General features: G+C 38.8%; 26 protein-coding genes. 20 read left to right on the forward strand and 6 right to left on the reverse strand.

Annotated features, from left to right (window positions below; translation table 11 throughout):
- Window positions 1-16 precede the first annotated feature (16 nt).
- The 8 genes from nusA (at window position 17) to ACG916_RS02235 (ending at window position 9,954) form a co-directional block, all read left to right on the forward strand.
- Window positions 17-1,501, forward strand: coding sequence for a transcription termination factor NusA (gene nusA / locus ACG916_RS02200; protein WP_336952303.1), 1,485 nt, complete (start codon window positions 17-19; stop codon window positions 1,499-1,501).
- 10 nt (window positions 1,502-1,511) lie between these two features.
- A complete protein-coding gene (infB, locus tag ACG916_RS02205; RefSeq protein ID WP_336952302.1) occupies window positions 1,512-4,220 on the forward strand; it encodes a translation initiation factor IF-2 in 2,709 nt (902 codons plus the stop codon).
- On the forward strand, window positions 4,220-4,621 hold the full coding sequence (locus ACG916_RS02210; RefSeq protein ID WP_336952301.1) for a ribosome-binding factor A: 402 nt from the start codon (window positions 4,220-4,222) through the stop codon (window positions 4,619-4,621). The genes infB and ACG916_RS02210 overlap by 1 nt, the downstream gene beginning before the upstream one ends.
- Before the next feature lie 408 nt (window positions 4,622-5,029).
- Complete coding sequence (locus tag ACG916_RS02215) at window positions 5,030-5,620, forward strand: LemA family protein (RefSeq protein WP_151802279.1); 591 nt, start codon at window positions 5,030-5,032, stop codon at window positions 5,618-5,620.
- A gap of 83 nt (window positions 5,621-5,703) precedes the next feature.
- On the forward strand, window positions 5,704-6,822 hold the full coding sequence (locus tag ACG916_RS02220) for a TPM domain-containing protein (RefSeq protein WP_419327015.1): 1,119 nt from the start codon (window positions 5,704-5,706) through the stop codon (window positions 6,820-6,822).
- A complete protein-coding gene (locus ACG916_RS02225) occupies window positions 6,816-7,382 on the forward strand; it encodes a TPM domain-containing protein (protein WP_419327016.1) in 567 nt (188 codons plus the stop codon). The genes ACG916_RS02220 and ACG916_RS02225 overlap by 7 nt, the downstream gene beginning before the upstream one ends.
- 200 nt (window positions 7,383-7,582) lie before the next feature.
- Complete coding sequence (locus tag ACG916_RS02230; protein ID WP_419327017.1) at window positions 7,583-7,945, forward strand: prepilin-type N-terminal cleavage/methylation domain-containing protein; 363 nt, start codon at window positions 7,583-7,585, stop codon at window positions 7,943-7,945.
- A gap of 359 nt (window positions 7,946-8,304) precedes the next feature.
- Window positions 8,305-9,954 carry a PglL family O-oligosaccharyltransferase gene (locus tag ACG916_RS02235; protein WP_419327018.1) on the forward strand — a complete coding sequence of 550 codons (1,650 nt, stop codon included), beginning with the start codon at window positions 8,305-8,307 and terminating at the stop codon, window positions 9,952-9,954.
- 116 nt (window positions 9,955-10,070) lie between these two features.
- Here ACG916_RS02235 and bfr read toward each other — a convergent pair whose 3' ends face one another.
- The 6 genes from bfr to gmk all read right to left on the reverse strand — a co-directional run bounded on the left by bfr (window position 10,071) and on the right by gmk (window position 15,046).
- Window positions 10,071-10,535, reverse strand: coding sequence for a heteropolymeric bacterioferritin subunit Bfr (bfr, locus tag ACG916_RS02240; RefSeq protein ID WP_419327019.1), 465 nt, complete (start codon window positions 10,533-10,535; stop codon window positions 10,071-10,073).
- A gap of 314 nt (window positions 10,536-10,849) precedes the next feature.
- The gene (locus ACG916_RS02245) at window positions 10,850-11,044 is read right to left on the reverse strand and encodes a bacterioferritin-associated ferredoxin (protein ID WP_004718308.1); all 195 of its coding nucleotides are present in this window, start codon (window positions 11,042-11,044) and stop codon (window positions 10,850-10,852) included.
- A 188-nt stretch (window positions 11,045-11,232) separates the two neighbouring features.
- Window positions 11,233-11,616: a deaminase RidA gene (ridA, locus tag ACG916_RS02250; protein WP_004718306.1), complete on the reverse strand. Its 384-nt coding sequence runs from the start codon at window positions 11,614-11,616 to the stop codon at window positions 11,233-11,235.
- A gap of 93 nt (window positions 11,617-11,709) precedes the next feature.
- Complete coding sequence (locus tag ACG916_RS02255; protein WP_336952291.1) at window positions 11,710-13,821, reverse strand: RelA/SpoT family protein; 2,112 nt, start codon at window positions 13,819-13,821, stop codon at window positions 11,710-11,712.
- Window positions 13,822-14,033: 212 nt separating this feature from the next.
- Window positions 14,034-14,315, reverse strand: a complete 282-nt coding sequence (gene rpoZ / locus ACG916_RS02260) for a DNA-directed RNA polymerase subunit omega (RefSeq protein WP_004718302.1) — start codon at window positions 14,313-14,315, stop codon at window positions 14,034-14,036.
- A 110-nt stretch (window positions 14,316-14,425) separates the two neighbouring features.
- A complete protein-coding gene (gmk, locus tag ACG916_RS02265; protein ID WP_336952290.1) occupies window positions 14,426-15,046 on the reverse strand; it encodes a guanylate kinase in 621 nt (206 codons plus the stop codon).
- A 134-nt stretch (window positions 15,047-15,180) separates the two neighbouring features.
- On the opposite strand from gmk, the gene ispH reads away from it, so the two are divergent.
- The 12 genes from ispH to rplS all read left to right on the forward strand — a co-directional run bounded on the left by ispH (window position 15,181) and on the right by rplS (window position 26,457).
- The gene (gene ispH, locus ACG916_RS02270) at window positions 15,181-16,131 is read left to right on the forward strand and encodes a 4-hydroxy-3-methylbut-2-enyl diphosphate reductase (protein WP_336952289.1); all 951 of its coding nucleotides are present in this window, start codon (window positions 15,181-15,183) and stop codon (window positions 16,129-16,131) included.
- Window positions 16,132-16,272: 141 nt separating this feature from the next.
- Window positions 16,273-16,755, forward strand: a complete 483-nt coding sequence (locus ACG916_RS02275) for a GspH/FimT family pseudopilin (RefSeq protein WP_166783029.1) — start codon at window positions 16,273-16,275, stop codon at window positions 16,753-16,755.
- Complete coding sequence (gene pilV, locus ACG916_RS02280; RefSeq protein WP_166783030.1) at window positions 16,752-17,267, forward strand: type IV pilus modification protein PilV; 516 nt, start codon at window positions 16,752-16,754, stop codon at window positions 17,265-17,267. Before ACG916_RS02275 ends, pilV begins: the two co-directional genes overlap by 4 nt.
- Before the next feature lies 1 nt (window position 17,268).
- A complete protein-coding gene (locus tag ACG916_RS02285) occupies window positions 17,269-18,165 on the forward strand; it encodes a PilW family protein (RefSeq protein ID WP_166783031.1) in 897 nt (298 codons plus the stop codon).
- A complete protein-coding gene (locus ACG916_RS02290; RefSeq protein WP_166783032.1) occupies window positions 18,162-18,968 on the forward strand; it encodes a pilus assembly PilX family protein in 807 nt (268 codons plus the stop codon). The genes ACG916_RS02285 and ACG916_RS02290 overlap by 4 nt, the downstream gene beginning before the upstream one ends.
- Before the next feature lie 17 nt (window positions 18,969-18,985).
- The gene (locus tag ACG916_RS02295; RefSeq protein WP_419327021.1) at window positions 18,986-23,089 is read left to right on the forward strand and encodes a pilus assembly protein; all 4,104 of its coding nucleotides are present in this window, start codon (window positions 18,986-18,988) and stop codon (window positions 23,087-23,089) included.
- Window positions 23,073-23,615, forward strand: a complete 543-nt coding sequence (locus tag ACG916_RS02300) for a type IV pilin protein (RefSeq protein ID WP_419327022.1) — start codon at window positions 23,073-23,075, stop codon at window positions 23,613-23,615. Before ACG916_RS02295 ends, ACG916_RS02300 begins: the two co-directional genes overlap by 17 nt.
- 4 nt (window positions 23,616-23,619) lie before the next feature.
- Window positions 23,620-24,048, forward strand: coding sequence for a type IV pilin protein (locus ACG916_RS02305; protein WP_154129291.1), 429 nt, complete (start codon window positions 23,620-23,622; stop codon window positions 24,046-24,048).
- Between the two features lie 145 nt (window positions 24,049-24,193).
- The gene (gene rpsP / locus ACG916_RS02310; protein ID WP_004718284.1) at window positions 24,194-24,451 is read left to right on the forward strand and encodes a 30S ribosomal protein S16; all 258 of its coding nucleotides are present in this window, start codon (window positions 24,194-24,196) and stop codon (window positions 24,449-24,451) included.
- A 27-nt stretch (window positions 24,452-24,478) separates the two neighbouring features.
- A complete protein-coding gene (gene rimM, locus ACG916_RS02315) occupies window positions 24,479-25,027 on the forward strand; it encodes a ribosome maturation factor RimM (protein WP_336952281.1) in 549 nt (182 codons plus the stop codon).
- A gap of 42 nt (window positions 25,028-25,069) precedes the next feature.
- A complete protein-coding gene (gene trmD / locus ACG916_RS02320; RefSeq protein ID WP_419327023.1) occupies window positions 25,070-25,810 on the forward strand; it encodes a tRNA (guanosine(37)-N1)-methyltransferase TrmD in 741 nt (246 codons plus the stop codon).
- A gap of 275 nt (window positions 25,811-26,085) precedes the next feature.
- The gene (gene rplS / locus ACG916_RS02325) at window positions 26,086-26,457 is read left to right on the forward strand and encodes a 50S ribosomal protein L19 (RefSeq protein WP_234623337.1); all 372 of its coding nucleotides are present in this window, start codon (window positions 26,086-26,088) and stop codon (window positions 26,455-26,457) included.
- The last annotated feature ends 58 nt before the right edge of the window (window positions 26,458-26,515 follow it).

Below are 26,515 nucleotides of genomic sequence, written 5' to 3' on the forward strand. Positions count from 1 at the left end.
AATAAATAGGTGACTTATGGCACGTGAAATTCTCACCGTCGTTGAAACGGTAAGTAATGAGAAAGGTGTAAGTCGTGAAGCAATTTTTGAAGCGCTTGAACAGGCTTTGGTTGCAGCGACAAAAAAGAAATTCTACGAAGGAACGAATTCGGAAGAAGCTCAGTTACGTGTAGAAATTGATCGTAAGACAGGTGATTACAGCACTTTCCGTCAATGGGAAGTTGTTGCTGATGAAGATCATGAAATGCCAGCATGTCAAGATGCGATTTCTGATGTTGATCCTGCTCAATGGTCAATTGGTGATATCCGTGAGTTAGAAGTACCATCAATTGATTTTGGTCGTATTGCAGCACAGATTGCCAAACAAGTAATTGTGCAAAAAATTCGTGAAGCTGAACGTGCTTTAGTGGCGGATGCTTATGAAGCTAAAGTGGGTGAACTGATCTACGGTGAAGTGAAAAAACAAACCAAAGATGGCTTCATTATAGACTTAGGTGATAACGCAGAAGCCTATTTAGCACGTGAAGAAATGATTCCTAAAGAAATTCTTCGCCCTAAACAGCGTATGAATGCAATTCTTTATAATGTGAACCGTGAAGGTCGTGGTGCGCAATTATTGTTGTCACGTGCTAAACCTGAAATGCTGATTGCATTAATGAAAAAAGAAATTCCTGAAATTTCTGAAGAAATCATTGAGATTAAAGCAGCAGCACGTCAACCAGGTGTACGTGCAAAAATTGCGGTTAAGACCAACGATCATCGTATCGATCCAGTCGGTGCGTGTATTGGTATGCGTGGTACACGTATCCAAGCGGTTCAGTCTGAATTAAATGGTGAACGTATAGATGTTGTTGTGTGGTCTGATGATCCGGCTCAATATATCGCAAGTGCTTTAGAGCCTGCGGATGTATCCGGGATTGTGATTGATGAAGATGCACGTACAGCAGACATTATTTTTGCAACCAGTGATCAACTTGCGCGAGCAATTGGATCACAAGGTCAAAACGTCCGTTTAGCATCAGAGCTTACGGGTTATAAATTAGATATGATGCTTGAAGATGAGTACCGTGCTCGTCAACAAAGTGAAGCTCAACAGTATTTAGACATGTTTGTAACACGTCTTGATATTGAAGAAGATCTTGCAATGGCTTTAGTAGAAATGGGCTTTACCTCACTTGAGGAAATTGCTTATGTGCCTGCGGAAACTTTCGATGAAATCGAATTAGATGCAGATACAGTTGAATTGCTACAAAGTCGTGCAAAAGAAGCAGCTTTGGCTGATGCATTAAAGCAACAAGAAGATATTCAGGACCCAAGTCCAGAACTTGTTGCTATGGAAGGAATGACTTCTGAAATTGCGCATGCTTTAGCAGCACGTGGTGTGGTAACAATCGATGACTTAGCTGACCAAGCAACGGATGATATTTCTGATATCGACGGTTTAGGCGCTGAGAAAGCAGGTCAATTGATTATGAAAGCACGTGAATCATGGTTTAACTAGGAGGTAATACATGACGGATAAGTCAATTCAAGAGTTAGCGGTCAGCGTAGGACTTCCTGTTGCAAAGCTCCTTGATCAGGTGCGTGAAGCTGGATTGCCACAAAAACAGGCTGAAGATAAAATTTCTACTGAACAGCAAGATGTTCTCGTGAACCATTTGAAAAAAGCACATGGTCAAGATACGGGACAAGCAGGACAAATCACGTTGAAACGTAAAACGACAAGTACGGCTAAAGTTGCGAGTACTTCAGGTAAAGCGAAGACAATTAACGTAGAAGTTCGCAAGAAACATACGTTTACTAAGCCAGATCCTGAACAAATCAAAGCGGAAGCTTTGGCTAAAGCTCAAGCAAATGCTCAAGCGACGTCAACTCAAAAAGTACAGCAAAATACTGTTGTGGCTGGAGTTGAAAAGACTGAAAGCTCAGCGAAAGCGAATTTAGAAAAAATGCGTGCTGCTGCTAAACAACAAACTGCTGCAAAAGAAACACCAAAAGCAGCTGTTGTTGTAAAACGTAAATCGACCAATAAGCCGATTACTAAAGCAACAGTAAAAACAATTGAAACCCCTGAGCAGAAACGTGCACGTGAAGCTCAAGCAGCACAACTGAAAGCGACTGAAGAAGCCGCTCGTCGTAAGTCGGCAGAAGAAGCTCAACAGCGTACGCTTGAGCAAATGCGTCAAATGGCGTCTAAGTATTCTTCTGATGAAACTGCGACAACGATTCGTGTAGTTGATGATTCACCGTTGGCTGCAGGTTTGGTTGGTCAAGCATATGAAGACTCATTTGCAAAAGAAGACCGTGAAATCAAACGTGGTACCAATACTGCAAATACACGTTCTCCTAAGAAAGGTGGTCGTCGTGGTCAGGAAGAGCAATCTTTCAGCCATAACCCGCATAAACGTGGTTTAAAAACCAGTCAAGCGAATAAACATGGTTTTGAGAAACCAGTTAAAAAGCAAGTTTATGACGTTGAAATTGGAGAAACTATTGTTGTTGCAGACCTTGCAGCAAAAATGGCAGTTAAAGTTCGTGAAGTAATTAAATCACTGATGAAAATGGGTGAGCTTGTTACTCAGAACCAAGCCATTGAGCAAGAAGTTGCGGCATTAATTGTTGAAGAAATGGGTCACAACCCAGTTCGTGTATCTGATACACAAGCTGAAGATAACTTACTTGAAGCAGCTGAAGAAGCACGTGGTGCGCAAACAACACGTGCGCCAGTTGTGACAATCATGGGTCACGTTGACCATGGTAAGACATCGTTACTGGATCGGATTCGTCGTGCCAAAGTTGCGCAAGGCGAAGCGGGCGGGATTACACAGCATATTGGTGCTTATCACGTTAAAACGGATAAAGGAATTATTACCTTCCTAGATACGCCAGGACATGCTGCATTTACTGCAATGCGTTCACGTGGTGCTAAAGCGACTGATATTGTGGTACTTGTTGTTGCAGCGGATGATGGTGTAATGCCACAAACTGCGGAAGCAATTGATCATGCACGTGCGGCGGGTACTCCAATTATTGTTGCAATCAATAAAATGGATAAAGAATCAGCTGATCCAGATCGCGTATTGAATGAATTGACAACCAAAGAAATCGTGCCTGAACAATGGGGTGGTGATGTACCAGTTGCAATGGTTTCAGCACACTCAGGTCAAGGTATCGACGAACTTCTAGATTTGATTTCAATTCAAGCTGAAATGTTAGAGTTGAAAGCGTCTGAAGAAGGTGCGGCACAAGGTGTTGTAATTGAAGCACGTGTAGACAATAGCCGTGGTGCGGTAACGTCTATTCTTGTTCAAAACGGTACACTGAAAGTAGGTGACTTGGTTCTTGCTGGCGCATCTTACGGCCGTGTTCGTGCGATGACCGATGAGAATGGTCAACGTATTCAATCTGCAGGTCCTTCAATTCCAGTTGAAATTTTAGGTCTTCCAGAAGCGCCAATGGCGGGTGATGAAGTTCTTGTTGTTAATGACGAGAAAAAAGCACGTGAAGTTGCTGATGCGCGTATGGACCGTGAGCGTCAAAAACGTCTTGAACGTCAAAGCGCAATGCGTCTTGAGAACATCATGGCATCAATGGGCAAGAAAGATGTGCCGATTGTGAATGTTGTTCTTAAAACTGATGTACGAGGTACCTTGGAAGCGCTACATGTTGCACTTGCTGATCTTGCAACTGACGAAGTTAAAGTACGTGTAATCGGTTCGGGCGTGGGTGCAATCACTGAGTCTGATGTGACCCTTGCTGAATCTTCAGAAGCAGTACTTCTTGGCTTTAACGTACGTGCAGACAATACCGCGCGTCAAAAAGCAGATGCAGATGGTATCGACATTCGTTACTACTCAATCATCTATCAACTTATTGATGATGTGAAAGCAGCAATGAGCGGAAAACTTGCACCTGAACACCGTGAAACAATTTTAGGTGTTGCAGAAGTTCGTGAAGTATTCCACTCAAGTAAGTTTGGTGCTGCTGCAGGTTGTATGGTGCTCGAAGGTGTATTGCATCGTAATAAACCAATCCGTGTACTACGTGATGATGTTGTGGTATTCCAAGGCGAGCTTGAATCTCTTCGTCGCTATAAAGAAGTGGTTGAAGAAGTTCGTGCTGGTATGGAATGTGGTCTTGCAGTGAAAGGTTATAAAGACATCAAAGCACTGGATAAAATCGAAGTGTATGATGTTCAGTTGATTAAACGGAGTCTTTAATGGCGGGTAGTCAACGTCTTAAGCGTATGGCGGATACGGTACAACGTGAGTTGTCAGAACTGATTCGCCAAGAGCTTAAAGATCCTCGCTTAGGTGGTCTTGTGACCATCTCTGCGGTGAAAGTGAGTCCAGATCTAGGTTATGCAGAAGTTTACGTTACCGTGATGGGGCGTGAACTTGGCGATGAGCAAAGTGAAGTGGCAAATAAAGAAACTTTAGATGTCTTAAATAAAGCATCTGGTTTCTTACGCCACGAATTAGGTCGTCGTATCAAAACTCGTATAACGCCTCGTTTGCGCTTTCATTATGATAAAACCAATGCCTATGGTAACTATATGTTTGGTTTAATTGCAGAAGCAGTGAAAGATTTGCCTGAGCAACAAGACGAAGAAGAAAAGTAAACTTAAACAATAAGCCACCTGAGGGTGGCTTTTTTGTATCTTTAAAAGATGTTTAAATTCTAAGTGAATAATTTAAATAAAAATAAAAAAAATAAAAAAAATAAAGCTAAAAATTTATCTGCTGATGATCGGATTATAATCTCATGAGTAAAACACTAGATCAGCTTGATCAACCCGCAGAATATTTGGGCGATAGCAATGCAAAGTTAATTTAGTCAGGTCTAGATAATTTTAAACATTTAAAAAGGTTTTGGTTTAAGGCATTCTTCAACAATTTCTATCAAACATGCAAAAATTTAATTGTCTCGTCTTTGGCTAGGTAGCAGAAATTAAACAAAACTTTGCCTTAAACTGTATAGAATGCAGAGATATCAACAAATACAAATAAATATCTTTGAGGAATTGGCGATGAATTCAATGAAAAAAGGTTTAGTTGCACTTACACTGGCAAGCACCTTAGCTTTTTCAGGTTGTGGCTATAACACTTTGCAAGCTAAAGATGAGTCTGTAAATGCGGCATGGTCTGAAGTTGAAAACCAATATCAACGTCGTGCAGATCTAGTCCCTAACTTGGTGAATGTGGTCAAAGGTTATGCAACCCACGAAGAAAAAGTTTTAACTGAGGTGACTGAGGCACGTGCCAATGTCGCAGGTTTAAAAGTAGACAAAGAAGTATTGAACGATCCTGAATTGTTTAAAAAATACCAAGAAGCACAATCACAAATGACAGGTGCATTATCACGTCTTTTAGCGGTGACAGAAAATTATCCAGATTTAAAAGCCAATGAACAATTCCGTGATTTACAGGTTCAATTGGAAGGGACTGAAAACCGTATTAGTACTGCACGGACACGTTATGTTGCATCTGTTCAAGATTACAATACCTATGTGCGTCAATTCCCTCAGGCAATGACTGCTAAAGTGATTGGTATGAAAGCTAAACCGAACTTTAGTGCTGAAGCAGGTGCATCGAAAGCGCCAACAGTTAATTTTAATTAATGATGTGATTTTATTTCTCTGTCTTTAACGCTTGAGATAAAAGATAGTGAGAATATTTTTCATTATTCAATAAAAGGTGAACTATGATTGAATGGCGAGAAAAATCAGTAATGAAAAACATGAGTACAATATTATTTGTATTTTTGGGACTGATGCTTTCTGTTCAATCGAGTGTTTGGGCTGAAACAGCTACGGCCACAGATGAGCAAGAGGTACAAGACGCAATTGTTTTGGGTAAAGTTGTACCCAATGCCAATTTGCCCAATGTGATCGGCTCAAAACCCACAGATGCTCAAAAACAAACAACTACCACACAGCAAGCACCTCAAACTTCCTCAAAAGACTTACCACAAGTTGCCAATGATATGGCCGAGGGTGAAAGTGCTCGAAATATTCCCACATTAAACCAGCCTGTCGTTGATCAAGCCAATGTTTTATCGGCAGCTGAAAAGCAAAATTTAGAACAACAAATTCGTGATATTTATCGTCAAGGTAAAGCACAAATTGGGATTATCATTGTTCCAACTACAGGGCAAGAAGGTATTTTTGATTTTGCAATGCGTGTTGCTGAGCAATGGAAGTTAGGTTCAGCAAAACAAGACAATGGTTTATTGATCGCAGTTGCAGTCAATGATCATAAAATCCATATTGCAACAGGCTATGGTTTGGAGGGTGTACTCCCTGACATTGTGGCCAGTCGGATTATACGCAATCAGATCACACCGGATTTTAAGCAAGGACAATATGCTCAAGGTTTACTGGCGGCTGTCAATGAAATTGAGCGTATTTTAAACCTTGACCCTGAAATTGCCAAACAAGCCGCAGATGAGCTAAAAGAGCGTCAAAATCAAGCGTTGCAAGAACAAGAAGCAAAGGATCGAACCTTGACCACTGCTATGGTGATTTTGGTGATTGGTATCTTTGCATCATTTATCGTCGGTAATCGTTTAAGTGCAGCAGTTGCAGGTGTAACAGCAACCGCTGCGGGTCTTATTTATGGCTCAGGGATTGTAATGAGCTTAGTTTTGGGTTTTGGTATATTCTTTTTGTTGATTACATCACTGGCACAACTCATTTTCCAAATGTTTTTATCTGGTAGTGGACGTGGTGGGAGCGGTGGCGGTGGTGGTTTTGGCGGTGGTGGGGGCTATAGTGGCGGCGGTGGTGGTTTCGGCGGTGGAGGAGCATCAGGCTCATGGTAACAAAAACAGATACAACAGCAATTGTGACTGAACCGAAGTTACAGGAACAGGTACAACCGAGCTTTAAACGTTGGTTAAAGCACGTTTTATATATGCCTGCCTCGAAACGCTATTTTTCAAAGCAAGATCAGCATGCAATTGCACAAACGGTGAAGCAAGCAGAAGAAGGCCATGTCGGTGAAATACAAGTGGTGATCGAGGGGCATATTCCAAGTCATCAGGCATATCATCAAAATACACGGTTAAGGGCACACCAATTGTTTGCTGAGTTGGGCGTGTGGGATACTGAGTATAATAGTGGTGTATTGCTGTATTTAAACTTATGTGAAAAGGCAGTCGAAATTGTGATAGATCGTGGTATTTATCAAGCTACTACACAGCAAACGTGGCAACAGATTTGTGATGTGATGATTGCTGAACTTAAAAACAAAAATTATCGAACTGCAGTGAGTAATGGTGTTTTAGAAATTGGTCAAATTTTAAATTTATTTTATGGGAATAAATATAGTCAAATTAATAATGTAAATGAATTATCAAACAATCCAATCATTGTGAATTAATTTTATTTTTGGTGACAATAAATGTCACTTTTTTACGTTTAATTACGTAAAAATATAAGCAGTAAAAAAAACCTTGTAAAGCATTACATTCTCTCTAAAATCAAAGAGTCTCGATTGGTTGTTGATTTTTTCCACAAAAAGAACAGCCATATAAATTGCTCTAAAAGCTATAAAAATTTTTAAAACATTGGAGAAATGTTATGAATGCTCAAAAAGGTTTTACCCTAATTGAATTAATGATCGTTGTTGCAATTATCGGTATTCTTGCTGCGATTGCGATTCCTGCGTATCAAAACTATACGAAACGTGCTGTTGACAACCAATGTCTTGCATCGGCTCAAAACTACACTAGTCAATATAATCTTTGGAAAAATGATCCAGAAACTGGAGCTACTGCAACCCCAGAACCAGATGCAGATGATTTTTCGACAAATCATTGTACAGTTGCTAAACCTGCAGATGACGCAAAAGTTATTGTTGGTACAATAGCAGTAGGTAAGGGCTTAAGTAAAACAGCTGAATGTACTATTGCGACTGGTAAATGTGTTCTAAAAACCTCATAATAGAAAACAAGGCTGAAACGCATCTAACATAGGTGCGTTTTTTATTTTAACTCAAAAATTTTTCAATAACAATAAATTTGCTTTTTCCATTAATTTTTCATAATCTTACTTTAAATGCTCATATTCACTTTTGATTTTTTTGGTCCTTTTTTTGCTTCTTTAACATTTTGCGCAAGAGAAAGAGTATCTAGCCCTACATCAATTGCAATCAACTCAACAGCCTTAACCAATATAGCATGTAGAATCTTCTTTGCAGGAGTGAATATCGCATAAGTAAATGTGCAAACTGTACAATCATTCCTTAAACAAAAAATGTTAGAAACGCTATAATAGGCTCAGTTTTTCTATTCACTTTTTCTATGAAAGCCATCCCTTATCTTCTTTCAGCTTTATTGCTTTTACTTGCTTGGCTTTTACCGATCCATAAAATGCCTTGGACAACCTTTGGTAGTGAAGCACTTACTTTTCTATCGACCTTAGTGTTGCTCAGTGCTTTTCTAAATAAAGACTTAAAAATTCCAAAACCGCAATTGCTTATATTACCTGTATTGGCAATTCCATTGATTCAATGGGGCTTTGGCGAGATTTTGTATTTAAGTAATGCATTGCTCTGTACAGCCTATATTGTCATGTTTTGGATGATGCTGATTGTCGGTTATAACTTAGCCGTAGGTGAAAAAGGTCAAAGAGAACAAGTCTTTAAATTGTTTTGTCTTGTGGTTTTTACGGGTGCGATGCTTTCAAGTTTTATTGCAATTTGCCAATGGTTAAATATAAACGATTATTTTAGCCCATTAATGAATAGGTTACGCGAAAACCGTCCATATGCAAACTTTGCCCAGCCGAATAATTTGGCAACGTTTATGTGTATGGGGGTATTTGCATGTTTATATTTTTATGAAAAGAAAATACTACCAAACTACATACTCGGGCCATCAACTTTTATTTTTCTATTGACCATTGCATTAACCCAATCTCGTACTGCCTGGGTGGTATGTTTGTTCACATTGATTTATTTGACCATTAAGCAATTCGGTCAAACTAAACGCTTTGGGTTTGTAAAATTACTCGCATGGTCTGGCGTATTTATTGCGTTGATTACATGCTTACCCATGCTGAATCAGTGGATTGTATCTGTATCAACACAAGAAGTAACACAGACAGCTTCAGTAGTCGAGCGAGCATCTTCAGGTTATCTCCGTTTAGATATGTGGAATCAAGCCCTAGTCGCGATTTTAGAAAAGCCGTGGTTTGGGTACGGTTGGAATCAAACAGGGATGGCGCAAATCGCCGCTTTTGATTTATATCCATCACATGAATGGTATAAAACAGCACATAACGTGATTTTGGATTTACTGATTTGGAATGGTATCCCGATTGGTGGATTGATTATTGTTTATGTCGCATGTTGGCTGTATTGGTTAAATAAAGGCATTAAAGATGCGGTTTCAATTGCAGCGGGTTTGATGGTCTGTGCCATTTTGATTCATGCTTTATTGGAATATCCAATTCACTATGCATATTTCTTACTTCCTTTAGGTTTTTTATTGGGGATCATCCAAGCTCAGTATGCTCGTTTGCCTACAGAGAACTTAAAGTCTGCGGTTACAGTGAGTATTATTGTGATTGGTTTGGTCTTGGTGGGAGTGATTTATCGAGACTATATTTTATACCGCCAACAAAGTGTATTCGTAAATAAGAAAACACCGTTAAGTGCTTCACAGCAAGCAGTGATGAATCAAGATATTTTGTTGCTGACGCAATTTAAAGAACGTGTCTGGTGGATTGGTCTAAATCCATATAGCAAAATGTCGGATCAGCAGTTGCAATATATGGGGCGTATGGTGGCAAACTTAGCTTCGGCATATGATATTCAGAAATATGCACAGGTCTTGGCTTTTAATGGTAAAAAAGCTGAAGCTGAACATCAGTTATGGATTCTAAAGACACTGCATGGGCAAGAGAAATCATATCAGGATCTATTACCTGTATCTGTTGCAGGAAAATAATACCTTTTCATAAAAGTGAATTGTGATGACTGTAGTGTTTGCATCGCTACATTTTGAAATAAAATAAAAAATCCCCCAATCAATTGGGGGATTCTTTTGTGATATTTAAAAATTAATTAGAGTTGGCTTTGAATATAATTTTCGATACCAACACTTTCACTGAGATCTAGTTGGGTCGTTGTCCAATCCCAAAATTCTTCTTCTTTCTCAAGAATTTCTTGAACAAGATCACGAGTCACATAATCTAAGTTGCTTTCAGTCAGTTCAACAGCTGTTTTCAATGCATCTATGTTTTCTTTTACTTTACGTACATCACAGTTTAAAACTTCAACCGTATGTTGACCAATATACAACTTTCCTAAATGTTGAAGATTAGGCAAGCCTTCTAAAAAAAGAATACGTTCAATGATCTTATCCGCATGCTTCATTTGGCGAATAGATTCTTTGTATTCAGCCGAACCAAGTTTTTCGATTCCCCAATCATTAAACATACGCGAGTGTAGAAAGTATTGGTTAATCGCAGTCAAGTGATGGTAAAGCACTTGATTGAGTTGATTAATTACATCTCGATTGCCTTGCATATGGCTAAAACTCCATTCTAATTGTGTACCTTAATGTGAATTTAAACTGAGTCATTGAAATTTAATGATTAAGGTAATTCGATATGGCTCTATATTAATCAACTTTTTAGAGGGTTACGAGTAGTTTATGGAACGGCAAATGAAAATCGCAATCAAAAACAGTAGGGATGTCGTTTTGGCTAAAAGAGATTGATTAAAAAACGAACCCGCCTTGAGTCGAAGCGGGGGAGGAGAATGATCTGGGGATCATTAAAAAACTTATTTATTGTCGTTATTTATATAAACTTTTTATGATTGAATCTTTGGATTTAAAACTATGCGGCAACAGAAATACGTGCTGCAATAAGTGATAGCTCTTCATTGATAATGCTTTTTGCTTCAGGAGCACAGCGACCACAGCACGTGCCTAAGTCTAATAATTCACGTACTTCACGGTAGCTCTCTGCACCATTTGCCATTGCATCTTTGATATCTTGATCTGTAATACCACGACATAAACAAACGTACATGAAACTCAACCCTAAGGTTAAATGCGATATCTAATATTATTGATAATTGTTATCATTTGTCAATGGAATTAATTTGAAATATCATTAATCTTTATTGGCTTTTTGAATAAAAAAATACTACCTGATCGGTAGTATTTAGTTTTATTTTTTAAATTATTTAAAATCAAATGTTTAATATTTGACTGCTATTATTGAGGAATAATGACAATACCATCCATTTCAACCAACGCATTTTTAGGTAATGATGCAACACCTAATGCTGCACGAGCAGGGTAAGGTTGAGCAAAATATTCGCCCATGATTTGGTTAACCAATTGAAAGTTTGATAAATCAGTCAGAAAAATATTGAGCTTTGCAATATCTGCTAAAGAACCACCTGCGGCTTCACACACTGCTTTTAAATTATCAAAAACACGTCGAATTTGCGCTTCAATGCCTTCAACCAACTCCATGCTATACGGATCTAAGCCAATTTGCCCTGATAGATATAATGTATTGTCTACTAAAATAGCTTGTGAATAAGTACCAATTGCAGCAGGGGCATTTTCAGTATGGATCACTTGGCGGGACATTGATTTCTCCTTGATTTCAAATCATTTCATCATAAAGGATGAATAGCATGCAAAGTGCATCGAAGACTCTCGATAAACATTACAGATCTTAATTTAGCACGCTTTTGCTTTTAGCGCCTCGTTAATTGAAACGGGCATGGACATCCGACTAATTCGAGGAAAACCAAATTGCATACGTAATTCACGAATGATTTGCGCAATTTGTTTACGATTATTGACCACGATATTCACATAAGTTTTATCTTCATGAGAACGGACTGATTCAACCCCAGTTTTTGCTTTACGACATAAGTAAATCAATTCTGAAATTTGTTCATCAGTTAAAACAAGGTCAATACTCAAATAAGCATTGAAGTTAACATCGTCTTCTTCTTCCGACGTCCAGTGCAAAGACATGATGTTTTCTGGGTGTAAATGTTGCTCATGCAATAAATTATGGCAACGTGCACGATGTACAATTAAACCACGACGAGATAAATGTCCTTGAATTGGATCTCCCAATACAGGGTTACAACAGTGTGCATACTTAACATCGACACCATCGGTACCTTGAATCAAGCGCTTAGAAGCGTGTTCCTCAGTGGCTTTGGATTGAGCAAATAAATGATTGGCGACCAGTTGCGGTAGCAGGTCACCGACTGCAATTTGTTCAAATAAGGTGTCTTTATTAGTTACGTGGCGCCACTCTAATAAATCCTTCCAATCAGCTTCAGACAAGTCTTTAGTTGAGCGACTAAATAATTTTAAAGCACGGTTAAGCGCTTGTTGCCCCACTAAACGTTGTTCATCGGGATCTTGGTCACGCAAGATGTTCTGAATCGCACGACGTGCTTTTTGGGTATTAATAAAACTTAACCAGTCTGGATTTGGTGTTGCCAATACATCGGTAATAATTTCAACCACCTGACCACTGACTAAAGGTGTTGAAAGGGGTTTAATTTCACCATTAATTTTAGCACCAACAGCATGGTTACCTAAAAACAGACTTGCTGAATATGCAAAATCAACTGCTGTAGCACCTTGAGGCAATTCATGTAGCTGTCCGTGTGGTGTATAGACCCAGATTTTTTCTTGATGTAGATAATCAAGGAGGTCACTAAATGTAGTCTTTGCACACTCTCCCCCGACAAGGATATCTAAATTTTTCATCGACGCTTGAATCGCTGAACGACATGCCTGTGGAGCGTTTTCACCAAGAACCACCCCAAAGCGCGCAGCTTTGCGCATCAGCTCGGTTTGAATGGTTAAAGACAATGTTGTGCGCTCACCTTTGAGTTTGATCATCAAAGATTGGTTTCCGCCTGGTAATGGCCGACGGATGTGGTCTTCATAGTCGATGACTTGGAAATTTTCTCGTAAGGCATCAACCAATCGGTCACAATCGGCAATGCTTTGTAAAATAATTTCGAAAGCGTGGCTGTGGGTGAGTTCTTGTAAGTCAATTTCGTTTTTTACAAAGTGGCGTAATAGTTCGATATTGTTATTTTTCTTTTTGATGCGTCCTTGAATATTATAATTATTGAGCAGTTCAGCTAAGTTTTGTTCCCAAACCGATTGATATTTACAGCGCTCTGGTTTGGTTTTGAGTAAATTTTCTTGTACATCATTGTACATATCGAGATCGAGATTTTGATAACACAAATGTTCTAAGTTATCCGCCATCTCATTCATACCGACAAGGCGTGCCATGGGAACAAAAATATCAAAGGTTTCTTGCGCAATTCGTGCTCGTTTATCTGGGCGTAGAGCACCCAGTGTTGTCATATTATGATAACGATCAGCGAGTTTGATAATAATGACACGTGGGTCTTGTAAGGTGGCTTGTAGAATCTTACGAAAAGATGCTGCTTTATTATATTCTTTATCACTGGAATGGCTGAGTTTGGTAACTCCATCGACCAATTCGGCCACGGTTTTACCAAATTTTTCAGAGATATCTTCTTTGGTAAAATCAGTATCTTCAATTACATCGTGTAATAGTGCTGCCATGAGTGTTTCAGCATCCATACGCATATGTGCCAAAATACAACTCACTGCAATCGGATGTAAAATATAGGGTTCACCACTTTTACGTGTAATACCATCATGCGCAATATCAGCATAATCACAAGCCACAAGTACTCGCTCGACATCGCTTGGTTTTAAGTAAGCGTCGATAATTACATTCAGCTGTTGCTTGGATTGGCTGACCTGTTGGCCTGGCATAGAACACCTATCTTAAATTACAAATTTGAAATATTTTTCCTAATGCTTTAATGAAAAGCATATTGAGCCGCTTGTCAATTTCTAGACATCAAATATATCTATTTTTTTTAACAAATAATTTGAATTTTGTCGATTGATTGGCAAAACTTTTTGCAAAATAACTGAAATAAAAAAGCCTAGTTGAAAAACTAGGCTTTTTATAAAGGCTTAGCTTATTGGAAAGAAAAACCTTCAAGATTAAGATTGTTTGCTGATAAAGCAAGGTCAAGACTAGACGTTTGGTAATCTTGATCACGTTGCTTCAAGATATCTTTAGTCACATGACCAATCGCAATTTCACGTAATGCAACAACAGTCGGCTTGTCATTGTCCCACTCAACAGTCGGTTCAATGCCTTGACGTGCCAATTGACGCGCGCGTTTGCTTGCCACTAGTACAAGCTCAAAGCGGTTGTCCACATGGTCTAAACAATCTTCAACGGTTACGCGTGCCATAAGAGTTCTCGTTTGAATACAAATTTTTTAAATAGACTGTGCAGTATAAAATGCTTTCACTATAGACTCAAGTTTTAATCGAAGCTTATTTAGAAAGCATTGAAATACGATTAAGACTGGGGTGTAATCAGTTTGGTAATTAAAGCTTGATGACGATTTGCCTGTTGATCTATTTTTAAGCGGTTGGCATTGATCACAGATTCCAAATCATGTAACGCTTTATTGAAATCATCATTGATAATGATGTACTCAAAATTGACATATTGTTGCATGTCTTCCACCGCGCAACTTAAACGATGCTCAATGACTTCAACCGAGTCTGTACCACGATTTGAAAGACGCTGACGTAAATCAAATTGAGTAGGAGGGAGGATGAAAATTTGTTTAGATTCAGGAAAAAGTTTACGAACCTGTTCTGCACCTTGCCAATCGATCTCAAGTAGCACATCATGGCCTTTCGCCAATTGGTCTCTTACCGTTGTTTGCGCAGTGCCATAATAATTACCAAAAACTTCTGCATATTCAATAAAACCACCTTGATTCACTTGATCAAGAAAGTTTTCTTTAGAGGTAAAGTGATAATGAACACCGTCGAGTTCGCCAGGTCGCTGACCACGAGTCGTATGTGAAACAGAAACGTGTAAATTGCTCACACGCTCAAGCAGCGCTTTAACGAGAGATGTTTTGCCTGTTCCTGATGCCGCAGAAACGACAAACAATAGACCCGACATGATATTTTTCCTGATATGATAAAATATCTTCTCTATTTTAGAGTAGAGCGAACACAAACAAAACTGTTTTTACACATTGTTTGTGTTTAATCGATAAAATATATCCAACCATTGAAGTGAGCATTGAGGGTTTTATGGAAATTGTATTGGCTAATCCGCGTGGATTTTGTGCAGGTGTAGATCGTGCAATTGCCATCGTCAATCGTGCGCTTGAATGTTTTAATCCACCTATTTATGTACGTCATGAAGTGGTTCACAACAAATTTGTGGTTGACGATCTACGTCAGCGTGGTGCAATTTTTGTGGATGAGTTGGATGAAGTGCCTGACGATAATATTGTTATTTTTAGTGCACATGGCGTATCTAAGGCAGTTCAACAAGAAGCAGAGCGCCGTGGATTAAAAGTCTTTGATGCAACCTGTCCATTGGTCACCAAAGTACATATTGAAGTCACGAAATATGCCCGTGAAGGAACTGAAGCGATTTTAATTGGTCATGAAGGTCACCCTGAGGTTGAAGGTACCATGGGTCAATATGACAAAAAAAATGGTGGTGAAATTTACTTGGTTGAAGATGAAGATGATGTTGCTTCATTAACAGTACATCATCCTGAAAAAATAGCCTTTGTGACCCAAACAACCTTATCTATAGATGATACGGCCAAAGTGATTGATGCTTTACGCAATAAATTCCCTCAAATTCAAGGGCCTCGTAAAGATGATATTTGCTATGCCACACAAAATCGCCAAGATGCTGTGCGAGATTTAGCCACACAATGTGATGTGGTGTTGGTTGTTGGCTCTCCAAACTCATCAAATTCGAATCGTTTACGTGAGTTGGCTGAACGTATGGGCAAGCATGCTTATCTTATTGATAATGCAGATGAGTTACAGCAAGAATGGTTTAACTCAAATCATAAGGTTGGTGTGACAGCAGGAGCATCTGCACCTGAGATTTTAATTAAGCAAGTAATTCAACGTTTACAGGACTGGGGTGCGACCGCGCCACAAGAATTAAATGGTCGTGAGGAAAACATCACATTTAGTTTGCCAAAAGAGCTACGGATTCATGTAACTCAAGCTTAAATTTAAACTTTATTTTTTAAGCAGATAGCTGAGATTTCAGTTATCTGCTTTTTTATGCCTTTCGTCCAACTTGTATTGGTTTTGTAAGTATTTAAGCTATGATTTTTAATAGGGTAAAGTTTTGTTGCAATGGGGGGAGCAATGCAAAAAAATCGAGGATTCACCTTAATTGAGTTGATGGTGACGATTGCTGTTTTAGCGATTATTGCGTCGATTGCAGCGCCTTCATTTTCAGAGAATATTACCAGACAAAATTTAGATAATAGTGCTAGAGAAATACTCTTTGCTCTAAATGAGGGGAGAAGTAGGGCTATTGCGTTGCGTTCAACTGTTGTTGTCTGCCCAAATAAAGACAATGCGGGTACGCAAATTACGGCAAAACAATGTGTAACAAAAACTATTGCTAATGCGGATAGTGATAAATTTATTGCTCAAAATAGAGTAATTCTTGCAAATATAGCAGACAGTACAAATGTAACATCAACAGTATCAGGAGTAGTTTTTTTACCCATGGGTAATGTTGAAAGTGTAAAAACATTTACTTTGTGTGCAAAAAGTAAGTCTAAAAGTATTACTGTCGCTTCTACTGGTGCATCTGATATTTCATTAGGAACTTGTTCATGAAAATTATAAATAAGCAAGCAGGTGTTGGAATGGTTGAGGTATTGGTGGCTTTAGTGTTACTTGCTATAGGTGTTTTGGGTTTTGCTGCTTTACAACTCAAAGCGGTAGAGGCGGGTGAAGAAGCGCTGCTTAGATCTCAAGCGACATTATTATTGAGAGGTTTAACTGAAAGCATTCGCGCTAATCCAAATGGTCAATCTTTTTACCCTGCAAAAGTACAAAGTTATGCAGGGATTACGAGTAGTCCAAGTGAGCCCAAATCATGTATTGATACAACATGCACTGCTGAACAAATGGCTACTTATGATGCATTTTTAGTTGCAAGATCTGCTTCTAATGTTGGAATAAATATAACGATGGCGACTTGCCCTGGTATTCAATCTACAAACCGGCAGTGTCTATTCGCGGGTTGGAATGGAACAAAATTCTCTGCCGGGAATTATACAGCCTGTATGGATTCTTCTGGAATATATGTAAATAATGCCAAATGCCTCATGATGGAGGCTTATTAGTATGAAAAATCAATTACAAAAAGGTTTTACTTTAGTTGAACTTATCGTTGCCCTAGCTTTAGGATTAATCATTAGTGCTGCTGCTCTACAACTATTTACAGGTGGCCTGATCACGACTCGCTTACAACAAGCAGGTGCTGAGTTGCAAGATAGTGGTGTTTTTGGGTTGGAATATATGGCGCATGATATAAGACTTGCGAATTATGGGAACATAAATAATCCAGAGTTAAATGATAAAACTAATCAAGGTGGTGTTGTTTTAACCAGTGGAGCAACTGGAAACGTTAATTTACCTATTGCTTTGGATACAAAGTTTTTAACGACTGCAGGTGGGGTATCAAATGTAAATGCGGCAAGTGATCAATTAACAATTTTATTCATAGCGCCAAATAAAATGTTTAATTGTGAAGGGGCTGAAGTTGCAGCAGGGGAATATATTCTTCAACGTTATTTTTTACGTAAGGATGATAATGGTCAGAATGATACAGACTATGCACTGGCTTGTGATGCAAATACACCACCAGCGACATCTATTGCTCAAATTAAGGGGATGGGTGAACGTAGTCAAATCATCATGCCCCGTGTAGATCATTTAAGATTTTATTTAGGTACACAAAATAATAATAAAACAAATCTAAGCTATTACTCGATTGATAAATATATGAGTGATGCCAAAACTGCAACAGCTGCAAATAAAAAACCACCAAGAGTTGTCTCAATTAAAGTTGGAGTACTAGTCCGTTCAAAAGATGATACGAAAAGTACGTTAATTGATCCTACAGCAAGTATAAATTTTTTAAATGAAGCGGTTAAGTTAAAAAATACAAGCAGCAAGTATTTAAGACGTGAATACACAACAACAATAGCATTAAGAAATGCGATGGGAGAGCCACTATGAGTAAAATGTTGTTGGCTTCGTCCCAAAGAGGGGCAACCTTGATTGTTGTTTTATTCATGCTGATACTTATTACTTTGATTGGTGTTTTTGCTATTCGTACTGCAATGACATCATTGAACATTGCAACAAATACACAGGTGGGGCAGTTCTTAAGTCAAACTGCAGATACTCCTTTAAATCAATTTTATACATCAGATTTATCCAAAATGGTGGACTTAAGCGGGGTCGTGGGCTTTGCCTTGCAAGATAGTAAATTAGAGCCAGGCAATGAGTATATTTTTTGTTATAGACCTACCTCAAAAGTAAAGTTTGGTGCATCACAAAGTGTCGCAACACTTCGCCCACCAGCAAATAAAACTGCAAAACCAACAGTTGCCTCAGGTGGTTCAGCTGCATTTTGTGATTTAACAAAAGATTTTGGGAGTAATAGGGAGGCTGTGGTCACTCAAGTTGCAATAAAAATTCCAAATGACGCAGTCACCGATTTACCACCAGGTGCTTTATTGGGTGAAGGAACAAACGTAAGTGCGGGAACGATTCTACCCAAAAATGTAGTCGAGCAACAAAGAGTAAGAGTAACGACAACTTCTATTTTTCCAGCATTCGCTAAAGACATTAAAGCTGCCCAAGCTTGTGTAGGCATTGATAGCGCTAATCCTGGTTATATTAGTGATAATACTGATGTGGAAACGAAAGATTTTAAAACTATTGCAAATTGTTTAGTTGATTTAGGTGTTCCTGTAAATAGCCAAACGCAAGAATTCAATTTGCAAACTTTATTTACACAAACGGAAAAACCATAATTCTTGGGGGAATTAACATGAGAAACTCAATTAAAAGTACCTCATTGATAAAAAAAGTGTGGTATTTAAAAAAACAAAACTTTACAGCTTTTAGTTTGGCTTTCAGTTGTACCTTCCTGTTTTCATCTAGTGTTGTTCAAGCGACTGACTTGCAGATTTATGCTGCACCTTCAGCTGGGCAAAAAACAATTATCATGATGCTAGATACATCTGGAAGTATGGGGTATGGGGATGGATATGCTTCAAGTCAAATCAAAGATATGAGTTTGGCTCAGGATTATGGTGTTTGTAGTAATACAAATACCATGAATAGCGGTAGTAATTACACCAATGGTAAAATTTATTCAGTATTATCAAATACAACGCCTCAATATGCTCGTAATTTTTGTTATATAACTAAAAACAGTGCCGCAACGAATCCAAAAGTCACAAATACAGTAACTGGGTGTGAATTACAATCCAATGGTGCATACCGTTGTTATGATCGAATAACTCGATTAAAAGATGGAATGTTTCAGTTCTTAGATAGTACTGATTCAGCTGCACAAAGTTTGTTAAAGGGCAGTAGTGCAAAAATTTCAACAGCTTATGTTGGTGTTGGCAACTTTTCAGCTGGAGGAGATGGTAGAACTGCACAAATTTTAGTCCCTGCTAAAAAACTAGGAGAGAATGAAAGCGATCAACGTAAAGCTCTTAAAACAGCAATTGCTGGATTGACTGCATGGAGTGGTACACCTTCTGCACCCGCTTATGCTGAAGCAGCTTCATATTTAATGGGTACAACGACATATTCAGAAAAAAAATATAGAATAAAAAGAGATATGCAATATATGACTAGGAGTTATACAGTTTTATCAACAGGCTCCGGTTCTTCCAGACGATATAATTATACATATACTTATAAAACGTACTATTGTCAGTCTCTAAATGCTCTAAACCTTAATACGTTAGCGCAAACATGTAAGTATTGGAGTGGCGCTACGACGACTTATGGGGGGACCAATGGAGCAATAACTAATAATTCACCCGTTTGGGAAAATCAACCTAATATTCAACCAAATGGTGGTTGGCTCGATACCTATACAGATACTTTTTATTCTGGGGATTATTACGACTATATAATACCAAATGCTGATAGTGGTATACCAAACTCAATTATAAAAGATGCTACATACCCTGATATCGTAATTGATAGAGCAGCAGAAAATGTTAATGCATCATATAAATCGCCATTACCAGATGCAAATAAGAGTGCATCATGTGATGGTCAGGGGGTTTATTTTTTATCAGATGGACAGCCAAATAGTTCCAGCGATGAACGTGCTGCAGCCTTAATGCAGCAAGCTTTAAATGATAAAGGAAGTTTATTTTCTTGTTCTAATGACTTATCAAACACTGCAGATGGCAGTGCTTGGCGTTGTATGGGAGCATTTGCGAAGTCATTGTTTAATCCTGTAACGAATCCTAAAGGGGTATCTATTCAAACAGCTTTTGTTGGGTTTGGTACAGAGTTTGCTGGTGATCCTTTGAATGCATCTACAGATATTCAAAATGCTTGTCGAATAAGCTCTCGTGCATATAAAGATGCAGCAACAGGTGCAGAACCTAACGATAAGTGTTCACCTGGATATGCTGGGAGTTTATCAGTTGCAAAACCGACTGAAAATAACTTAGGAACAGGAAGAAGTGATGGCTATAACTATGATGGTGGTTTCGGCAATGGCGGATTTTTCCAAGCCTCAAAAGCAACAGATATTACATTAAGTGTTATTCAGTTTATCAACTCTTTAGGAGATACTCCACCAGATCCTTTATCTACAGGTGCTATCTCTGTGCCAGTCGACGCATTAAATCCAAATGGTTTTCAACCATATGGATATTTACGTGCTTTAAAACCTGATCCTGGAAAAAATTATTTAATCTGGCAAGGTAATTTAAAGAAGTATGGAATTAATGGCGGAGCCTTAAAAGATGGACCAACAACAATTTTTAATGACCTAGGTGCATTAAATAAAAATACTAAAGACCTTTTTAATGCTTCAAATTCATTTGATTTAGGTCTTGTTGAAAAAGGCGGAGTTTATTCAAAATTAGCTTTGCCAACAACAGATAATCCTAATTTATTTAGACCATTATTTACAGACGTATCTAGTGTAAGTAATGGGAAGCTTGTAAAAATCTCTGCAAAAGATAGCAATTTATTGGCTGTTACAAATAAACCAATTACAAATAATGCAGCATTATTGACAGGGTTTAAGACACAAGCTGTTGTAAAAGATTTTTCAACTCCACTTAAGATTAAAATATTAAATTATCTTGGCTATGACTTAGATTTGGCAACAACGACAACTTTACCTGATACATTAACACCACCAAGTTCCCCATTCACTGCTATGGGGGCAAGTATTCACTCATTCCCTGTTCAACTGACTTATTCTGGTGATTTAGATGCAGATGGTGATTTAACAGCAGTACGCTCACAATCTGTACTCTATTCAAGTATGGAAGGGGGCTTACGTGTTGTTGATGGATCAACAGGTGCTGAACAAATGGTTTTTATTCCAGCAGATATCTTAGAAAAAGATGATGCTTCAAGAGCCTTACGCAGAAGTGAAGCCGGTGATGCCACTTATGGAATAGATGGTGCATGGGTTGCCGATCCGGCATATGAATTTGGCACAAGCTCAAACACAACATCTGTAAGAGCGAAGCAAATGAATGTGTATGGTGGTATGCGGATGGGGGGGACAAGTTATTACGGATTAAATGTACTGAATCCTAATTCACCAAAATTTTTATTTAGAATTGGACCTGATTTAGGTGGAAAATATGCACGCATAGGGCAAACCTGGTCTAAACCTGTACTTGCAAATGTACGTTATGGCGATAAATTCAAACGTGTGATGATCATCGGCGGTGGTTATGATATGTGCTATGAAAATCCAAGATTTAAATTAAATACTGCAAATCCAGCGGAGTATGGTGGCGCTGCCTGTAAGAAAGCACAAGCAGATGGTAATGCTGTCTATATGATAGATGCGAATGATGGTTCTGTTCTGTGGTATGCAAGTAATGCAGGCGCAGACTCTAATAATGCAGCTATGACGCATAGTATTGTGAGTCGTATAAGTACCGTTGATCGTGATGGTGATGGTCTGGTTGATCATCTTTATTTTGGTGATTTAGGTGGACAAGTATTTAGAGCGGATTTAAATAATGCAAAAGGAACACCTGCTTCTGGATTTGGTAAACGGGTTGTAAGATTGGCAAATCTAGGCAGTATAACAGTAATGGATGGAGACCAACCACGCTTCTATCAACCGCCAACCTTAACAAAGCATACCCAAGGTTCAGACACTTTTATTCTAGTTGGGATTGCTTCAGGTGATCGTAGTACACCTTTAGATGTAACGCCATTAACTGGACGAGAAGGAATTTTACCTGCAAAAGCAATACCAAACAGACCTATGAATAATGTTTATGGGTTAATTGATCGTGATTTTAGTAATAAGGCATTAATGACGATTGCAGATAGTGATTTAAAAACAGTTAATTTAGTCCTGACAGATTTAAAGAAAAATCCGCAAACGCTATCTGGGGCAATTGCATCAAGCTTTTTTCCATATAATAAAACAGGATTACAAGGTTGGTATCGTTCTCTTTCTAGCGATTATACGGGAAATGATGTATCAGGAAGAACATCAGGTGGTATAAAGGCGTTTGAAGAAGAACCTATTGCTTTAACTAACTATTTATTTGTACCTACATATGATCCAGAAGGAACTGGTGTGGCACAACAAGATCCATGCAAACCACGCATTGTCGGTGAAAGTAATACCCAACAGTTCTGTTTGCCATATGGTGTATGTTTGAAATTAGATGGTACAAAGGATATAGATGAAGATAAAAAGTCAGGCTTTCAAATTCTGAATGGTAAAAATACAAATGTTATTGGGGCGGGTATCCGAGGGATTACTTTAGGACCTGGTGAAAACTCAAATAAACCAAATAGTTGTGGAAGTTTAACCATGCTTGGAAATATTCAAGGCTCTGGTAAATGGGAATGTACCCGCATTCTAAATCCGATACGGTGGTATGAAAAATATGTTTCAGCAAGCTAAGTTCGAAACTAATTTGCCTACTGACATTTACAGTAAGCAATCAAGTGCTCAATCTGGTTTTACTTTGATTGAAGTAATGGTCGTTGTCATAATTATTGCCATTTTAGCTGCCGTAGCCTTTCCAGCCTATACGGAGTATACCCGGAAAGCTTCTACATCAGCTGCTCAGCAGGAAATGCAGAAAGTTGCTGAGCAGCTAGAGCGGTATAAAGCCAAAAATTTCACTTATAAAGGTTTTGATCCAAATTATATTTATGGTGTGTCTGGGGCAATGACTGAAATTGTTTTACCGAAAGGAGCAAGTGGTGATCAGGTAAAATACACAATCACCCTACAAGATCCAATAAGTGGGAAACAATTGTCTTTAAAGGATGATGCAAATAGAGGTCGAAATTGGGCAATCAAAGCTGAAAGTACTGATGTTAGAAACTATAATCTACTTATGACGAGTGAGGGACTGCGTTGTAAAACCAAAGACAGTGTTACTTTTACAGCTTGTACAGGTAGTGAGATTACATCATGGTGAAAGTATGAAGCAGAAAGGATTTACATTAGTTGAGATATTAATTGTTGTGGCAATTATAGGAATTTTAGCTGCAATCGCTTATCCGTCATATCAAGAATATATTGTTCGAACAAACCGAGTTGATGCACAAAGTGAAATGCTTCAAATTGCCCGAAATTTATCCAATTATAAAATGGCGAAAGGGACATTTAAAGATGCCAAATTGGAAAATGGAGCATTTGAAGAAGATTATCCAAGTGTTGGAGAAGCAAAATATAAAGTTAAATTAGAAGTTTCTAAAGATAATTTAACTTGGTCTTTAAATGCTGCTCCAATAGCGGGTTCTCAGCAAGCCGGAAATGGTGATGTCGGATTAGATAGCCAAGGCCAAAAATGTTGGAGCAAAGGCACCACTTGCACTCCATCAGCAACCACAAACTGGGACGGCAAATAAAAATTAAATTCAAAATTGTGGATAAATAAAATTTGATCTTTCTTTCATGACAAAGATAACGTAAAATATTGCCCTCTATGAAAGGGGTTTGAAATGTATCGATGGTCGGTACAAGGATAATCCGTAAAAACTATAAGGTTCTATCATGGTTGTAATTCGTCTAGCACGCGGTGGTGCTAAAAAACGTCCGTTCTATCAAGTAATCGTAACTGATAGCCGCAATGCGCGTGACGGTCGTTTCATCGAACGTATTGGTTTCTTTAACCCTACAGCTCAAGGTAAAGCAGAAAAACTTCGTTTAGATGCTGACCGTTTTGCTCACTGGGTTGCTCAAGGCGCTCAACCGTCTGAACGTGTTGCTTCTTTAGCTGCTCAAGCTAAGAAAGCTGCAGCTACTGCATAATTAAACCTTTAATTAGGCAGTAAGCCCATGACACCAGCACAGAATGTGCCCGAAGATCGTATTCAGATTGGACAGCTACGTTCAGCATATGGATTAAATGGGTGGCTCTGGGTCTATTCCAATACAGAACCTATGAGCAACATATTTGACTACCTCCCTTGGTACATTGAGACCAAAGAAGGTTGGCAAATTGTAGACGTAAAACGTTGGAAACCACATGGCAAAGGCTTGGTTGTTTCGTTGAAAAGTGTGAGTGATCGCACTGCAGCAGATAACTTAGTTGGTGCTAATGTTTGGATTTCAAAATCGCAACTGCCTCAAGCAGGCGTGGACGAGTATTACTGGTCTGATTTAAAGGGTCTAATCGTATTAGGTCTGAATGATGAAGAGCAGGAAGTAAATCTTGGTCAAATCCATGAATTGTTTGAAACAGGCGCCAATGATGTCATGGTTGTTCGTGCAACAGCAGATAGCATCGATGGCGAAGAGCGAATGATTCCATGGCATAAAGATGTGGTACAACGCGTTGATCTCGAAGCTGGTCGTATCTATGTCAATTGGGGCGTAGATTTCTAATCCGATAAGGATTGGCGCAGCAGGAAAATAGAGGAGTCTGCGATGTTTTTTGCAGTCATTACGCTTTTTCCTGAAATGTTTGAAGCGATTACAGCGTACGGAATTAGCGGGCGAGCAGCAAAGCGTGACATTGTACAAGTTCATTGTATCAATCCGCGAGAATTTGCTGAAGGTAACTACAAACGAGTGGATGAACGTCCATTTGGTGGTGGTCCTGGTATGGTGATGATGGCTGAGCCATTGGCAAAAGCCATCCACCATGCGAAAGAACTTGCAAAGCAAGCAGGTGCAGTTCAGGTTCCTGTGGTGTATATGTCACCGCAAGGACAGACCTTAAATGAACCAGCAGTACAGCAATTTGTTGAATATGATGGATTAATTGTACTGTGTGGACGTTATGAGGGTGTTGATGAGCGTTTGATCCAAAAATATGTTGATCAGGAATGGTCAATAGGTGATTACGTATTATCAGGTGGCGAACTCCCTGCGATGGTTTTATTAGACAGTATTATTCGACGTTTGCCGAATACCATGTCAGATGAACAATCTGCAGTGCAGGACTCTTTTGTGGATGGTCTTTTAGATTGCCCACAATATACCAAGCCAGATCATTTTGAAGGTTTGGATGTTCCTGAAGTACTTAAGTCAGGGCACCATGCCAATATTGAAAAATGGCGGTTTTTGCAACGCTATCAACGCACTTTAGAACGCCGACCTGAGTTGGTGGAACAAGTTGAGTTGACCAAGCAGCAAAAAAAATGGCTAAAAGATGAGCGAGGGTAGGCAAGCATTGATTATGTTTGTTTGAACGCGAGTCAGAAGCTGTACTTCTAAGTCAGGAAATAGCAATAATTCATGATTATTGCCCTGAGGAATTTAAGTTCCATAAGAAGTCGGCTTCGAGAAAATACTTATTTTTAAGTACTTATATTAGGCTCTTTATTGATCTGAGTAACATCAGAAGTAAAGGGAAAGATAAACGGGTTGATACGCGATTTAGCCTCTATCCCCAGCGGTTGTGCAGACCTCTTCTGTCCCGCAAAACGGAGATTCCCACAATGAGTGGTAAACATCCTTTAGTTCAAGCAATTGAAAACCAACAGTTAAAAACTGATATCCCAGCTTTTGCTCCTGGTGACACAGTTATCGTTCAAGTAAAAGTAAAAGAAGGTGAGCGTGAGCGTCTTCAGGCTTTTGAAGGCGTAGTAATTGCGAAGAAAAACCGTGGCTTGAACTCTGCGTTCACTGTACGTAAAATTTCTAGCGGTGTTGGTGTTGAGCGTGTATTCCAAACTCACTCTCCAATCGTTGCTAAAATCGAAGTGAAACGTCGTGGTGACGTTCGTCGTGCTAAGCTTTATTACCTACGTGAATTGTCTGGTAAAGCTGCTCGTATTCGTGAAAAATTACCAGCACGTAAACAAGGTTAATTTTAACTTTGCTTTACAGCTAAAAAATGCGCCAAATGGCGCATTTTTTTATTACTTG

The sequence above is a fragment of the Acinetobacter legionensis genome, assembly GCF_048552295.1.
Taxonomy (GTDB): domain Bacteria; phylum Pseudomonadota; class Gammaproteobacteria; order Pseudomonadales; family Moraxellaceae; genus Acinetobacter.